This window comes from Pseudoduganella sp. UC29_106, from assembly GCF_044055365.1.
Taxonomy (GTDB): Bacteria; Pseudomonadota; Gammaproteobacteria; order Burkholderiales; family Burkholderiaceae_D; genus Rugamonas.
Map to the genome: position 1 here is coordinate 5322132 of NZ_CP171977.1, position 15537 is coordinate 5337668.

Sequence of the window (15537 nt, forward strand, 5' to 3'; positions counted from 1 at the left end):
CGGCGTGCGCTAGCAGAAGTCGCGCGAGGTGGTGGGGAGGCGCTGGATTAAATGCGAGAGGTCGACCAGGCGCTTGGCGACGAGGTGGCGGACGTTGGCTTCTTCCTGCCACACGCCGTACACGCCCAGCAGCGATGCGCCGAGCACTTCGCGGCGGAATTTTTCGACCAGGCTGGGCCAGATAATCACGTTCACATTGCCCGTCTCGTCTTCGATGGTGATGAACAGCACGCCCTTCGCCGTGCCGGGGCGCTGGCGCACGGTGACGATGCCTGCGCCGCGTGCCAGCTGTCCATTCTGGAAAGTGTTCAGCACCTCGGCCGGCATGAAGCGCTGGCGCAGCAATTGCGGACGCAGCAGCGCCAGCGGATGGCGGCGCAAGGTCAGTCCCTGCGCGCGGTAGTCGCCGATGATTTCGTCGCCCTCGCTGGGCGGCTTCAGCTGCGGCAGTTCTTCTTCCGGCTTGGCAGGACGCAGCAAGTCCTTGTCCGGCACCGCGCCGACGGCTTCCCACAGCGCCTGGCGACGGTTGCCCGCCAGGCCGTGCAGCGCATTGGCGCCGGCCAGCACCTGCAGGTCGTGGCGGTTCAGGTCCGCGCGCCGCGCCAGGTCGGCCACGCTGGTGAAGGGCCGCTCACCGCGCGCCATTTCGATCCGCTCCGCCGCGTCGGGACGCATGCCGCGCAACACCGACATCCCCAGCCGCACCGCCGGCTGCCGGCGCCGCGCATGGCCGGCGCCGGAGGCATACGCCGCCGCAAAATAATCCATCGCTACGTACTCCGCCGCCGCCTCGGCCGCGCGCAACTCCGCCACCCCAGCCGCCGCAACCTCCACCTCCTCCAGCGCCGAATCCCAGTTGCTGATATTCACATCCACCTCGCGCACTTCAACGCCATGCCGCTTCGCGTCCTGCACCAATTGCGACGGGCCGTAAAAGCCCATCGGCTGGCTGTTCAGCAGCGCACACAGGAACGCCGCCGGCTCATGGCATTTGATCCACGAGCTGACATAGGTTAGCAAGGCAAAACTCGCCGCGTGCGATTCAGGAAAACCATATTCGCCGAAGCCCTGGATCTGCCTGCAAATCTGCTCCGCGAATTCCAGCGTGTACTCGCGTTTTCAGCATGCCGCTGATGATGCGGTCGCGGTACTTGTCCACGCCGCCCTTGCGCTTCCAGGCTGCCATTGCGCGCCGCAGCTCGTCCGCCTCGCCGGCACTGAACCCGGCGGCGATCATGGCCACCTGCATCACCTGCTCCTGGAAAATGGGTACGCCCAGCGTGCGTCCCAACGCCTGCTCCAGGCCCGGCGGATACTCAGGCTCTTGCGCACCCGTGCGCCGCTGCAGATAGGGATGGACCATGCCGCCCTGGATCGGCCCCGGCCGCACGATGGCCACCTCGATCACCAGGTCGTAGAACACGCGCGGTTTCATGCGCGGCAGCATGCTCATCTGCGCACGCGACTCGATCTGGAACACGCCGATGGTATCTGCCAGCTCCATCATGTCGTAGGTGGCGGAATCCTCGGCGGGCACATCCTGCATCGTCATTGGACGGCCGTGGCGCTCGCTGATCAGGTCGAAGGCGCGGCGCAGTGCGGACAGCATGCCTAGCGCCAGCACGTCCACTTTCAGCAGGCCCAGTTCCTCGAGATCGTCCTTGTCCCACTGGATCACGCTGCGGCCTTCCATGGCCGCGTTCTCGATGGGCACCAGGCGCGACAGCTTGTCCTGCGCGATGACGAAGCCGCCCACGTGCTGCGACAGGTGGCGCGGGAAGCCCGTGATCTGCATCGCCAGCGAAGCCCACTGCTCCGCGATCTTCGAGCCGTCTTCCAGGCCCGCTTCCACGAAGCGCTCCATCAGCTGGTGCTTGCTGTCGAACCAGTGGTGCGAGCGCGCCACCTTCTCCACGATGGCGAGATCGACGCCCAGCGCCTTGCCGCTGTCGCGCAGCGCGCTCTTGGTGCGGTAGCAGATCACGGTGGCCGCCAGCGCTGCGCGGTGACGGCCGTATTTCCCGTAGATGTACTGGATCACTTCCTCGCGCCGCTGGTGCTCGAAGTCCACGTCGATATCGGGCGGTTCGTTGCGCTCGCGCGAAATGAAACGCTCGACCACGCTGTTGCCGCGCGCGGGATCGACTTCCGTCACGCCCAGGCAATAGCAGACGGCGGAATTGGCCGCTGAACCGCGTCCCTGGCACAGAATGCCTTGCGAGCGGGCGAAACGGACGATGTCGTAGACCGTGAGGAAGAAGAACTCGTACTTCAGGTCGGCAATCAGCTCCAGTTCGTGCAGCAGCTGCTTTTGCACATTGGCGGGAATGCCGTGCGGATAGCGCCGGTCGGCGCCGGCATAGGTTTCCTGGCGCAGGTAGCTGGACGGGGTATAGCCGGGCGGAATCAGCTCGTGCGGGTATTCGTAGCGCAACTCTTCCAGGGAGAAATCGCACAGGTCCGCGATGCGCATGGTCTCGGCCAGGGCCTTGGCCGGATAGACGTTGGTCAGGCGCAGGCGCGAGCGCAGATGCTGCTCGGCGTTCTGGGTCAACTCGTAGCCGCACTCGGCCACGGACTTGCCGAGACGCACGGCGGTCAGCGTGTCGTGCAGGGGCTTGCGCGAGCGCACGTGCATGCACACGTGGCTGGCGGCCACGACAGGCAGGCCATGTTGCAGGGCCACCTCGTCGATGCTGATGCGGTGGGCATCGTCGAACGCGCGCGCCAGCTGGGTCAGGCCGATCCAGCTGCGCTCCGGGAAGGTGGACGCCATCCACGCCGCCTGTTCATGCAGTTTGTCGACATCATCCGGCTCCTGTACTGGGTAGGTGGGCAGCAGGATCAGCACGCAGTCCGGCAGCCCGCGCAAGTGCTCGCGCTCGGGCGACGGCGCGGCGAAGTCTTCCGGATGCAGCAGATAACTGCCCTTCTCCGCCCGGCCCCGTCCCAGCGTGATGATTTCGGACAGGTTGCCATAACCGTTGCGGTTGGTTGCCAGCGCCAGCAGCGAAAGCGCCGGCGAACCATCCTTGTTCTTCAGGTGGAAATGCGCGCCGATTAACAGCTTCAGCCCCGCCTCCTTGGCTTCGGCGTGAGCACGCACTACGCCTGCCAGCGAGCACTCGTCAGTGATCGCCAGCGCCGCATAGTCGAGCTGCACCGCGCGCGCCACCAGCTCTTCAGCGTGCGACGCGCCTTGCAAAAATGAAAAGTTCGTCAGGCAAAACAGCTCGGCAAACGCCGGCAGGCCCAGGAGGAACGGTAGATTAATCACTGGCATGGGACAGCTATTTTACTGTATGCGCATACAGTATTCTAGGACATTCCCACCTTTGCGCCAGATCACGCTCAGAGCGCCCCAAGGACAAGTCTCGGCAAAAGTTGCATACTTCACGGTCCAGATAGCAAAAGTGGGGATGGCGGGCGATGGAAGTGGTTGAGCTGAGATGTTTTGGGGCGCGGGCGGGGGAAGGCAACGCGGCGCTGGTGGTGATCGGTGGCGCGCAGGACGAGGCGGTGCGGCTGGCATTTGCGAAGGCGAGCAATAAACCGGCCTGCGTGTTTGTCGACGGCGATGTGCTGGATTACTACTATCCGCATATGCGCAGCCCTCTGTGCCTGCACGCGACGTTGGCGGCCGGCAAGGTGCTGCTGGGCGACCAGGCGGGACCGCTCAAGGTGCGCACGGGGCTGAAGGGACAGGAACTGGCGCTGTCGCAGCGGAACGGCACCATCTTCGTCAGCCTGCGCCGGCAACAGACGCCAACTGTGGCGATCTCCACGGAACTGCCGGGAAGGCTGCTGGGTGACCAAAGCATCAGCCTCGCCTCGGAACCTGCTATCGCATCGGTGGGCAGTCCGAAACTGCTGCTCGAGGTCGCCGACAGCGCCACGCTGCAGGCGCTACAGCCCGACCTGGCGGCAATTGCAGAATGGGGCAAGGCCAACGGCGTCAGCGGCGTCTATGCCTGGTGCCGCCGCGAGGATGGGGCGCTGGAAGGCCGCAATTTCAACCACCTGGACCCGAAACTGGAGGATGCCGCCACCGGCGTCGCGGCAGGCGCGCTGACCGTATTGCTGGACAAGCCGGTCACGCTCTATCAAGGCGCCAATATGCGCCAGCCCTGCCTGTTGCGCACGACTATCAACGGTGAAGACATCCTTGTAGGTGGCGCTGCGGAAATTGTATAGCCCATTTTGGTGCAAAATAGTCACACATATAGAGAGAACAATGGTTTGCCCGGGAGAGTTTGATTAGAATCAGGGAAACTTTTCCTGGGAGTCACGCAGTGCTTCATCAAAAAACCATACGCAAAGCCGTGCTGGTCGCTCTCTATGGCGGCGCGGCAGTTTCCCTGGCCCCGGCGGCCTTCGCGCAAACCACTTCCCCCGAAGTAAAAAAAGAAGACATGCAGGTCGTGAACGTGGTCGGCTCGCGCCGCGCAACCAGTTCCGCTACCGACACTGTCGCCCCGGTCGACATCATTCCGCTGACCAAGGTTGCGGAGCAGAGTGGCCAGTTCGACCTGTCCCAGACCCTGACCTATATTTCCCCATCGTTCAACTCGACCCGCCAAACTGGCGCGGACGGCGCCGACCTGATCGACTCCGCCGCCCTGCGCGGCCTGGGTTCCGACCAGACCCTGGTGCTGGTGAACGGCAAGCGCAAGCACACCACCGCGCTCGTCAACCTGTTCGGCGCGCGCAACCGCGGCAACACCGGCACGGACATGAACACCATCCCCGTGCTGGCGATCAAGGATGTCCAAATCCTGCGCGACGGCGCCGCCGCCCAGTACGGCTCGGACGCGATTGCCGGCGTGATGGACATCGGCCTGAAGAAGAACGTCGGCTGCGAAGCCGTGGCCGGCTATGGCCAGTACCACGTGGGCGACGGCAAAAACTGGCTGACCTCGGCCTACTGCGGCTTCAGCGTGGCCGGCGGCGTGATCGCCGTAACCGGCGAATACTTGGACCGCGGCCGCTCCAACCGCTCCGAACCGGGCAACCCACGCACCATCGGCGACACCAAGACCAAGAACGCCACCCTCTACATTAACGGTGAAATCCCGGTCGGCCCAGGCAAGTTCTACTTCACCGCCGGCGACCAGTCGCGCGACGCGTCCAGCGGCGCCTTTGCGCGCGGCACGCCGGAAGACGATCCGGACCGCAACATCGGCCCGCGTTACCCGAACGGCTTCGTGCCCTTCATCAACGGCGACCTGGTGGACCGCTACGGCATCGTTGGCTACAAGATGAAGTTCGGCGAGTGGAATGCCGACCTGTCGCAGACCTACGGCTATAACCGCCTGCGCTATGACATCAGCAACACCATCAATGCGTCCATCGCCAACGCCGATCTGCTGAAAGGCGGCACCGGCCTGAGCCCGGACCGCTTCAATGCGGGGCGGCTTCTCGTTCCAGCAGAACACCACCAACTTTGACGTGAGCCGCTACTTCGAAGGCCTGGTAGGCGACGGCCTGAACGTGGCGTTCGGCGCCGAGTACCGCTCGGAAGAGTACAAGATCTTCGCCGGCGAGCCGGGCTCCTACATCGATGCCGACGGCGTGGGCTTTGGCGGCGCAGCCGGCTCGCAAGGCTTCCCTGGCTTCCAGCCGGGCGATGTAGTCGATGCCAAGCGTCACAGCAAGGCCGCCTACATCGACCTGGAAGCGGACCTGAACGCCCGCACCAAGGTGCAGGCCGCCGTGCGCTATGAGGACTACAGCGACTTCGGCTCCACCACGACCGGCAAGCTGGGCGCCAGCTTCCGCCTGAAAGAAGACGTGCTGCTGCGCGGCTCGGCTTCGACCGGCTTCCGCGCCCCGTCGCTGCAACAGGCTTACTTCTCCTCCACCTTCACCGACTTCATCTCCGGCGCGCCGGTGGATGTGGTGCTGGCGCCGAATGGCGGCCCGGTCGCCACCCTGGCCGGCATTCCGAAGCTGAAGGAAGAAAAGTCGCGCAGCTTCACGCTGGGCACGACCTGGACGCCAAGCCAGGCAGTGTCGGTCACGGCCGACCTGTACCACATCAAGATCAAGGACCGCATCGTGCTGTCCGGCCGCTTCGACGATTCCAACTACCCTGCCCTGGCCGCCAAGCTGGCCACCCTGGGCGTGGGCCAGGCGCAGTTCTTCGTCAACTCGGTCGACACCACCACCAAGGGCCTGGACCTGACCGCCTCCCACCGCGGCGAGCTGATGGGCAACAAGCTGACCACCTTCCTGGCCGCCAACTTCAGCAAGACCGATGTGGACGCGATCCACGCTCCGGCTTCGCTGGCCGGCTTCGAGGATGTGCTGCTGTCCGAGCGCGAGCGCCTGTTCATCGAACAGGGCGGCCCGCGCCGCAAGGCCACGCTGGGCTTCGACTACGTGACCGGCGCCTGGGAAACGGACTTCAAGATCATCCACTTCGGTCCGCAAACCCTGGGCACCTTCAGCGGCACCGCCGCCGGCGTGCCGAACCAGCACTACGAAGCGAAGACCTCGGCTGACCTGAGCTTCACCTACACCATCAACAAGAACATCAAGTTCACCTTCGGCGGCACGAACATCTTCAACGTGCACCCGACCCCGCAGGACCCGAACGAAACCGACAACGGCTTCAAGTACGAGTCCGTGCAGTTCGGCCTGAACGGCGCGTCCTACTTCGGACGTTTGCACGTACGCTTCTAAAACCCAGAGCAAGATCTGGTGGCTGGCACGATGTGCCAGCCACCTGGTTGAAGCCTGCGGCTCAAAACAAATGGCTGCCACATCGTGGCAGCCATTTGTCTTTCCGGTTTGTCATCGCGCCGTCATCTAAACCACTTAAAGTCCCGGCTTTAAAATTTTGCTCCGGGAGTGGCAATGAAAAAGAATTGGGTACTGGTCGCGGCGATGGCGTCGGCAGGCCTGCTTGGCTGCGGTTCGTCGAACAACGACAATACCGGCGCGGTAACGGCCCCACAAGGACCGTCTATCGCCGAAGGCACCACGCTGACCCTGGCGCTGATGGAAACCACCGACCTGCACCAGAACGTGCTGGGCTATAACTACTACGCCCTGGCCGAAGACACCACCCTGGGCATGGACCGCACCTCCACCCTGGTGCAAGCCGCCCGCGCCGAAAACCCGAACAATGTGCTGCTGGACGACGGTGACGTGATCCAGGGAACCCTGCTGGGCGACCTGCAGGCATCGACCAAGCCGATCGGCTGCTCCGAAACCCTGGCCATCCACAAGGCCATGAACGCCATGAAGTATGACGGCGGCGGCTTCGGCAACCACGAATTCAACTATGGCCTGCCCTTCCTGAGCCAGGTCACCAACACGGACCTGGGCATCCCGGGCGTGAGCAAGCCGGCCGGCAACTGCGGCGCGCCGACCTTCCCGCTGGTGCTGACCAACGTCACCGGCGTCGCCAGCGGCAAGCCGATCTACCAGCCTTACGCCCTGCTGCCTCGCGACTTTACCGCCACCGCGCCGGACGGCAAGTCGGTCACCGTCAAGCTGAACATCGGCATCATGAGCTTCGTGCCGCCGCAAATCCTGGAATGGGACCAGAAAAACCTGGCCGGCAAGGTTGCCGTGACCGGCGTGCAGGAAGCGGCCAAGCAGTACGTGCCTGAACTGCGCAGCAAGGGCGCCGACGTGGTCGTGGCCCTGTCGCACGGCGGCCTGGACGTGAGCCCCTACAGCCCGAAGATGGAAAACGGCAGCTACCACCTGACCAGCACCGGCATCGACGCGCTGATGGTCGGCCACTCCCACCTGATCTTCCCGAAGGGTAAGGAAACGGGCGCCCGGCGCTGGACGCTTCCTTCGCCGCCATCCCGGCCGGCGCCAATGTGGACGCCATCAACGGCTTCGTCAACGGCATCCCGACCGTGATGGCCCAGAGCTGGGGCCGCCCGCCTCGGCATCATCAAGATGACCCTGGCCTACCAGGGCGGCAAGTGGGTGGTGCAGCCTGCCAAGACCACCGTCGAATCGCGCGGCTTCAAGTACAAGGACGGCACCACCAGTGTGGCCGCCGACGCCGCTATCGGCACGCTGATCAAGACCGAGCACGAAGCCGCCATCGCTTATGCCAGGCAGCCGCTGGGCGTGAGCACGGACTTCGAAATGTCGTCCTATTTCTCGCTGGTGGGCGACGTGGCCGCGATCCAGCTGGTGAACCAGGCGCAGATCGACTACGTGAAGAACTTCATCAACACCAGCACCGATGCGACTATCTCCAGCTACAAGAACATCCCCGTGATTTCCTGCAGCGCGCCATTCAAGGCCGGCCGCAACGGCGCCTCCGACTTCACCGACGTGGCGCCGGGCGCTACCGCCGCCGCACCGGTGGGCCTGCAAGTGCGTAACCCGGGCGATCTCTACCTGTACAGCAACAACAACCTGCAGGCGGTGAAGATCAAGGGCTCGGACCTGAAGAACTGGCTGGAAGCCGCAGCCAAGCAATTCGGCCAGATCGACCCGGCCAAGACCACCGAGCAGGACCTGGTCCCGTCCTACGGCACGATCTACAACTACGACGTGTTCTACGCCGAGAACAATGGCCTGACCTACCAGATCGACGTGACCAAACCCGCCGGCAGCCGCATCGTCAACCTGACCTACAACGGCAAGGCGATTGCGGACAGCGACGACTTCATCGTGGCCACCAACGACTACCGCGCCGGTGGCGGCGGCAGCGTGCCGGGCATCGACGGCAGCAAGACCATTATCAAGTCGCCGGATGCCAACCAGGCCGTCGTCAGCAACTACCTGACCAGGCTGGGCACCACCGGCGGCAAGGTCACGCTGGCGACCAACGGCAGCGCGCGCAGCTGGAGCTTCGTGAAGACCACGACCGCCGGTCCGGTGATCCTGCGCTCCGCTCCGGGCCACCTGGCCCTGGCCAAGAGCACCGGCATCAATGTGGTGACGGCTGAAGGCGGCCTGGACGCCAGCGGCTTCGCCAAGTACGCGATCGACCTGAGCAAGTAAGCACATGGCAGCGAAACGCAACAAGTCCGCTGCCGCCCGCATGGCGGCAGTCGCGGTGGCCCTGGCGGCCATCGTGGCGGCCTGCCAGCAGCACCAGGCGACGCCGGCCGCGGCGGAAATCGAAAGCACGGCCATGCGCGCGGCGCAGCAGGGCGACCCGGGCGCCTTGCGCAGCCTGCAGCAGTGGGCGGCCTACGGCATGCCGGTGGCGCAGCGCGAACTGGGCTTGCTGTATCGCTCGCGTTCTTCCTTCCGCGCCGAAGCGCTGCGCCTGCTGGAGCATTCCGCACGCAGCGGCGATGCGGAGGCGGCTTATGCGCTGGGCGAGATGCTGCGCGCCGGCACGCCGGGAGTGGCTGCCGCGCCCTCCGCGGCCTGGCCGTGGTACAAGATGGCTGCGGATAAAAAACATGCGCGTGCAGCGCTGGTTCTGGGGCAGATGACGGCCAATGGCGACGGCGTGCCGCGCGATGCGGCTGCAGCGGCGCATTGGCTGGAGCTGGCCAGTGAGCTGGGCAATCCGCATGCGATGTTCTTGCTGTCCAATGCCTACCGCGAGGGCGTGGGCGTGACGCGCAACGCTGAACGGGCACGCGTGCTGCTCGAAGAGTCGGCAGAACATGAGTATCCGCCGGCGTTGCAGGAGCTCGCCATGGCCGTGCAGGGCGAGGATGCCCTGCGCTCGAGCCATTTGATGAAGGAAGCGACGGAGCACCGGCGCAATAATTGGAACCGTTTTTAAGCCGCGTGCCGGGCACGGCGGATCAATGATCCGCCCTACAACGACGCCAATTCTTCCGACATATTCGAAATGGCGAGCCCGGTGTAATTGGCCGTGAAATACGGATCGGCAAACAAGACCCCCGCCTCCGCCTTATTCCGCAAATGCGTCAAAATCTTGCTGCGTTCCGCGTTATAAACCGCATCCGGCACATGCGCATACTCGGCGCGAATCCCGCGTGAGTAGGCCCGGTACACCTCCTCTTCCTGCCCGAGAATCGCCAGATCCACGCTCAGCATCGTATCCTTGAGCGGATGGGCAATCGAAGCGCCCTGGAAGTGATCGGTGGCGCGGATCAGGGCAGCCACCTCCTCCGCCCGTCCCGCATCCGTTTCCAGCCCGCTGCACAGCCACATGCGCGCGCTGGCTTCCTCGTTCGACAGGCCCGCCTTGTCGTGGGCATACACTGCGTCGTGGAACCAGAACGCCGCCTTCACGATATCCGCATCACGCTTGGCCGGACGGGTATTGGCCGCCCAGGCGCGGATTTCCGCCATGCCGTGCACCAGGTGATCCAGGTTGTGATAGCTGCGGTCCGCACCGCCGTAAGCCGAGGGGCCGGTCAGATGTTCGAACCAGTGATTGATATTGGCGATCGCGGCCGCATCCTGCGCCGCGTTGCGCCAGAGCGCGTCCCATTCCTTGCGCAGCCAGGCTACGATCCAGGCCGTGTAGGCCGGGCCGGGGACGAATTTCTTCATCGTCCAGTTCCAGCCGACGGGGCCTTCCAGCGCCTTCACGAAGCTCGAACTCACGGAACCCAGGTCGCGCGGCGGCATCACGAACAGCGTCTTGGCGCCGCCGATCACTTCCACATTGGTCTGCTGGATCAGGTTTTCGTAATCGAAATCGGCCGTGCTGCGGATGCCGCGAATCAGGTAGTCCACGCCATTGCGCTTGGCCACGCGCGCCGTGTACTCGCTCTTGACGATCTGCACCTGAACATTCGACCAGCCCAGCTCGGCGCAGCTTTGCAGTACGATGGACTTGCGCTCCTCCGCCGAGAACTTGGGCGCCTTGCTCGAATTCTCGGACAGGAAGACCACCACTTCTTCCGCAATTGAACGCGCTTCGCCTATCACCCACATATGGCCGTTGGTGATAGGGTCCAGCGTTCCCGAAAATCCGATTTTCTTCATGCGCCGCTCCAGAATGTCGAAAATGACATTCTAGCTTGCGGGAAAGGTTACCGTCACCTTGAGGCCGCCAAGCCGTTCTGACTGGTCCAGCGCCAGGGTCGCGCCGTGGCGTTCCGTGATGGCCTTGATGATGGCCAGGCCCAGGCCGCTGCCGCTCGCTTCCGTGCCCGGCACGCGATAGAAGCGGCTGAACACGCGCTCGCGCTCCTCCGGCGAGATGCCGGGGCCGCTGTCTTCCACCACCAGGGCCGGGCCTTTGTCCGTCCTCAGGACCGACAAATCGACCGTGCCGCCGACCGGCGTGTACTTGATGGCGTTGTCGACCAGGTTGCGCAGCAGGATCAGCAGCGCATCGCCCTGCCCTTTCACGCTGGCTTCGTCCGCGTGCTGCAGGCCTAGGTCGATCTCGCGTGTGCCCGCCGCGCCGGCCAGGTCGCCCAGCGTGCGCTTGGCCAGTTCGGTCAGGTTGACCGGTTCCATCTTCGACTCCGCCGCTTCCTGCCGCGCCAGCACCAGCAATTGCTCGATCAGGCGCGAGGCGCGTTCGATGCCGGCGGTCAGGCGGCCGATGGCGATGGAGCGGGCGTGCTGGTCGGTCGCGCGTTCCAGGCTCAGCACCTGCAGCTTGAGCGCGGCCAGCGGCGTACGCAGTTCATGCGCCGCGTCGGCCACGAAGTGCTGCTGCGCCTCGAAAGCGGTGCGCACGCGGCCAAACAGCAGGTTCAGCTCCTGCACCAGCGGCAGCACTTCATCGGGCAAGTCGCCTTCGGACACGGGCGAGAGATCGTCCGCCTGGCGCGAGGCCACCTGGCGCCGCACGCGCTGCACCGGCGCCAGCGAGCCGCTGACCACCCACCACACCACCAACATCAGCACCGGCGCCATCAGCGCGATCGGGCCGACGGTACGCAGCGCCAATGTGCCGGCCATGCGCTGGCGCACGCGCATGTCCTGCGCGATTTGCACGGTCTGGGCGGCGGTCTGCACGGAGAATACGCGGTAGACCGTGCCGTTCACGCGCACATTGGAAAAGCCCAGCACGGCGCGCTGCGGCAGCTCGGTGCGGGACATGGAACGGAACACCTGGATACCGTCCGGCGTCCACACCTGCACCACCATATCGTCGTTCACGTCATCCGTGCCGCCGGGGCTGGCGGCGCTGGCGATCGGCGCGCGCGAGCGCAGCGACATCGCCATCTGCTGCATGTGTTCATCGAAGATCAGGTCGGCGTCTTTCAGCGCGCTGGAGTAGGCAATCATGGCCTGGGCCACGGCCGCCATCGTGATCGCCGCCAGCAGGAACCACAGCAGGCGGCCGCGCAGGGAGTGCGAGACGTTGACCTTCGGAACTACCCTCATGCTTTCGGTACCATGTAGCCGAGGCCGCGCACGTTTTGGATCAGGTCGGCGCCCAGCTTCTTGCGCAAGCCGTGGATATAGACTTCCACGGCATTGCTGTTGACTTCATCCTTCCAGCTGTACAGCTTTTCCTCCAACTGGGCGCGCGACAGCACGATGCCAGGCCGCGCGATCAGCGCTTCCAGCACGGCCCATTCGCGGGCGGACAGATTGACCGGCTGGCCGTTGGCCATCACTTCGCGGGTCTGGGGATTGATGGTGACGCCCTTGTGCTCGAACACGGGCTCGGCGCGGCCGGCGGCGCGGCGCAACAGGGCGCGGATGCGGGCCAGCAGCTCGTCCAGGTCGTAGGGCTTGAGCACGTAGTCGTCGGCGCCGGCGTCGAGGCCGGCAATGCGCTGCTCGACGGCGTCGCGCGCGGTGGCGACCAGCACGGGGGTCAGCTCTTTTCTTGCGCGCATCGACCGCAGGACTTCCAGGCCATCCTTGCGCGGCAGGCCGAGGTCGAGCAGGACCAGGTCGTAGGTCTGGGTTTGCAGGGCGGTATCCGCCATGGCGCCGTCCTTGACCCCAGTCCACGGCGTAATGTTCGGCCCTCAGCAGGTCGAGCACGACTTCGCCGATCATGGTGTCATCTTCTACTAGCAGGAGGCGCATTGAATTTTTTCCTTAGGGTTTCATCGGCCGACGGCCCTTGATCGCGTCGCAGGCCAGTCGGCACGGCGGATCAATGATCCGCCCTACATTGTGCGACGGCGCCAGCGATCCCGCAATGTCACACTGGCGGCAGTGCCGTCGGGTGCGTAGGGCGGATCATTGATCCGCCGTGATTGCGCCGCCGTCGGCTCTGGCGTCCGCCGCCGGCCCGCGCACCGCCATTTTATCCGAGGCGCACCGGAATGAAGATGCGTTCGTCACCGCGCTGGATGAGCAGGGCTACCGACTTCGAGGACTTGCCCACCACATCCTTCACATCGCCAATCGAATTGACAGCGCGGCCGTTGACGGACAGCAGCACGTCGCCCGGCTGCACGCCGGCGCTGGCAGCGGCGCCGCCGGCATCCTCAATCAGCAAGCCGGACGGCAACCCAGCCTGGCGCTTTTCCAGCGGATCGAGCGGACGCAGGGCCAGGCCCAGGCGCATCTTGGCCGTCGGGCCCTCGTCATCCTGGGCCGACGCCACATTGCGGTCGCGGGCGTTGCCCAGCTTGCCGTCCAGCGTGATGCTCTTACCCTGGCGCCACACTTCCAGCGTCACCTTGTCGCCAGGCGAAGCCAGCGACACCATGGCCGGCAAGTCAGCCGAAGCGACGATCTTCTGGCCATTCATCGCGCGGATCACGTCGCCAGCCTTCAGGCCGATCTGCTCGGCCGGGCCGCCGCGCTCCACATTCGACACCAGCGCGCCTTCCGGGCTCGCCAGGTTGAAGGAATCGGCAAAGCCCTGGTTGATTTCCTGCACCGTCACGCCGAGGCGTGCATGCACCACCTTGCCGGTCTTCACGATCTGGTCGCGGATCCTGGTCGCCACGTCGATCGGGATCGCGAACGACAGGCCCTGGTAGCCGCCGCTCTGGCTGTAGATCTGCGAGTTGATGCCGACCACTTCGCCGCGGGTGTTGAACAGCGGACCGCCCGAGTTACCGGGGTTGATCGCCACGTCAGTCTGGATGAAGGGCACATTGCCCTCATCGATGGAGCGGCCTTTCGCGCTCACCACGCCGGCGGTCACCGTGTTCTCCAGGCCGAAGGGCGAGCCGATCGCCAGCACCCATTCGCCGACCTTCACGTCGGTCGAGCGGCCCGAGAGGGACTACAGGCAGGTTCTTGGCGTCGATCTTCAGCACAGCCACGTCGGTTTTCGGGTCGGAACCCAGCACCTTGGCGCGGAATTCGCGGCGGTCGGTCAGCTTGACCGTCACTTCCTGTGCATCGCGCACCACGTGGGCATTGGTCAGGATCAGGCCATCGGCGCTGACGATGAAGCCGGAACCGACGCCATGGGTCGGCACTTCGCCGCCACCGCGTCCACCGCGGCCGCCTTGCGGGCCCTGGAAGCGGCGGAAGAATTCGAGGAAGGGATCATCCCCCAACGGCTCGCCGCGCTGGCCCTGGCCCTGGCTCTGGTACGAGGCCTTGGTGGTGCCGGTGGTGCTGATATTGACCACGCCAGGGCCATTGCGCTGGGCGATCACACTGAAATCCGGCAGCGCGATCATCGGCGCCGGGGTTGGAGCAGGGGCGCCTGCGGCGGCATTGGAAGGCACCGCAGGCGTTGCTTGCGCCACGGCCGCAGGCGCGGCCGGGGTCTGATTCTGCTGGATTGCGAAGGCGGCGCCGGCACCCAGCACGCCAACGGCGGCCAGTGCCGTTACCACCCGTTTAACGGTCATCGAAGCGGTGACGGTTTTGCTCATGTTCTGGACTCCCAAGTAAGAACTGTTGATGGCATCAATATGCGCCTGCAGTCTTAGGCTCGTCTTAATAAATATTTTGCAGGCGGCAGAGACACGGCGGATCAATGATCCGCCCTACGCGCCGCCACGACGCAGAGGTATATGGTGTTCGATCCGTCACGAGGCGTAGGGCGGATCATTGATCCGCCGTGCCTGCGTTGCCGTAAACGCAAAAAGGCCGGCAAATGCCGGCCTTCACAGGTGAAGCCAGAAGCGATTAAGCAGCTTGCTGTTCCAGCGCGCTCACATTGGAGGCCACGCCGTCAATCGCGATCTTGCGCGCCTTCAGGGCTTCGGGCACTTCGCGCACCAGTTCGATGGTGAGCATGCCGTTGTCGAAGGAAGCGCCGGTCACCTTCACGTGGTTCGCCAGCTGGAAGCGCTGTTCGAAGTCACGGGCGGCAATGCCGCGGTGCAGGTAGGTGCGCTCAACGCCGTCGCGCTGCTTGCGGCCCACCACGATGAGCGAGTCGCGCTCGGAGGTGATGTCGATTTCAGAACGATCGAAGCCGGCCAGGGCCATCACGATACGGTACTGGTCTTCGGAAACCAGTTCGATGTTGTACGGAGGATAGCTGGGAGTGGCATCGCCACGGGCGGAGTCATTCAGCAGCTGGGCCAGGCGGTCGAAACCGATAGCAGAACGGTACAGCGGAGTCAGGTCAAAAGTACGCATGATAAATATCCTTTTAAAGTTAAGCGATATGTCCAACGGCCCCCATCTGGGCGACCGCTGAGTCGGATATAGGCATGCCCAAAAAGGTTTTCAAGAGGTCTTTTTGCAAAATGTTGGTGTTACGTTCTGAAACAAATTGCC

At 64.4% G+C, this 15537-nt stretch carries 9 protein-coding genes and 3 pseudogenes; 6 read left to right on the top strand and 6 right to left on the bottom strand.

The window, feature by feature from the left end:
* Positions 1-9 precede the first annotated feature (9 nt).
* Positions 10-3286, bottom strand: a pseudogene (locus ACHMW6_RS26695) (error-prone DNA polymerase).
* A gap of 146 nt (positions 3287-3432) precedes the next feature.
* Here ACHMW6_RS26695 and ACHMW6_RS26700 point away from each other — a divergent pair.
* The 6 genes from ACHMW6_RS26700 to ACHMW6_RS26725 all read left to right on the top strand — a co-directional run bounded on the left by ACHMW6_RS26700 (position 3433) and on the right by ACHMW6_RS26725 (position 9727).
* The gene (locus ACHMW6_RS26700) at positions 3433-4197 is read left to right on the top strand and encodes a PhzF family phenazine biosynthesis protein (RefSeq protein ID WP_395401396.1); all 765 of its coding nucleotides are present in this window, start codon (positions 3433-3435) and stop codon (positions 4195-4197) included.
* 98 nt (positions 4198-4295) lie between these two features.
* On the top strand, positions 4296-5450 hold the full coding sequence (locus ACHMW6_RS26705; RefSeq protein WP_395401398.1) for a TonB-dependent receptor plug domain-containing protein: 1155 nt from the start codon (positions 4296-4298) through the stop codon (positions 5448-5450).
* Positions 5407-6687: a TonB-dependent receptor plug domain-containing protein gene (locus ACHMW6_RS26710; RefSeq protein WP_395401400.1), complete on the top strand. Its 1281-nt coding sequence runs from the start codon at positions 5407-5409 to the stop codon at positions 6685-6687. Before ACHMW6_RS26705 ends, ACHMW6_RS26710 begins: the two co-directional genes overlap by 44 nt.
* Positions 6688-6861: 174 nt before the next feature.
* Positions 6862-7884 (top strand): metallophosphoesterase, encoded by a 1023-nt coding sequence (locus ACHMW6_RS26715; RefSeq protein WP_395401402.1) that lies wholly within the window; start codon positions 6862-6864, stop codon positions 7882-7884.
* Between the two features lie 39 nt (positions 7885-7923).
* A complete protein-coding gene (locus tag ACHMW6_RS26720) occupies positions 7924-8985 on the top strand; it encodes a 5'-nucleotidase C-terminal domain-containing protein (RefSeq protein ID WP_395401404.1) in 1062 nt (353 codons plus the stop codon).
* A 4-nt stretch (positions 8986-8989) separates the two neighbouring features.
* Entirely contained in the window at positions 8990-9727 is a 738-nt protein-coding gene (locus ACHMW6_RS26725; protein WP_395401406.1) for a tetratricopeptide repeat protein, read from the top strand.
* 35 nt (positions 9728-9762) lie between these two features.
* Here ACHMW6_RS26725 and coaD read toward each other — a convergent pair whose 3' ends face one another.
* The 5 genes and pseudogenes from coaD to ACHMW6_RS26750 all read right to left on the bottom strand — a co-directional run bounded on the left by coaD (position 9763) and on the right by ACHMW6_RS26750 (position 15396).
* A complete protein-coding gene (gene coaD, locus ACHMW6_RS26730) occupies positions 9763-10905 on the bottom strand; it encodes a pantetheine-phosphate adenylyltransferase (RefSeq protein ID WP_395401408.1) in 1143 nt (380 codons plus the stop codon).
* Between the two features lie 30 nt (positions 10906-10935).
* Entirely contained in the window at positions 10936-12264 is a 1329-nt protein-coding gene (locus ACHMW6_RS26735; RefSeq protein ID WP_395401410.1) for an ATP-binding protein, read from the bottom strand.
* Positions 12261-12921 (bottom strand): annotated as a pseudogene (locus ACHMW6_RS26740) (response regulator). Before ACHMW6_RS26740 ends, ACHMW6_RS26735 begins: the two are co-directional and overlap by 4 nt.
* A 223-nt stretch (positions 12922-13144) precedes the next feature.
* Positions 13145-14681: pseudogene (locus ACHMW6_RS26745) on the bottom strand (Do family serine endopeptidase).
* A 256-nt stretch (positions 14682-14937) separates the two neighbouring features.
* Entirely contained in the window at positions 14938-15396 is a 459-nt protein-coding gene (locus ACHMW6_RS26750) for an Hsp20 family protein (protein WP_395401412.1), read from the bottom strand.
* Positions 15397-15537 lie beyond the last annotated feature (141 nt).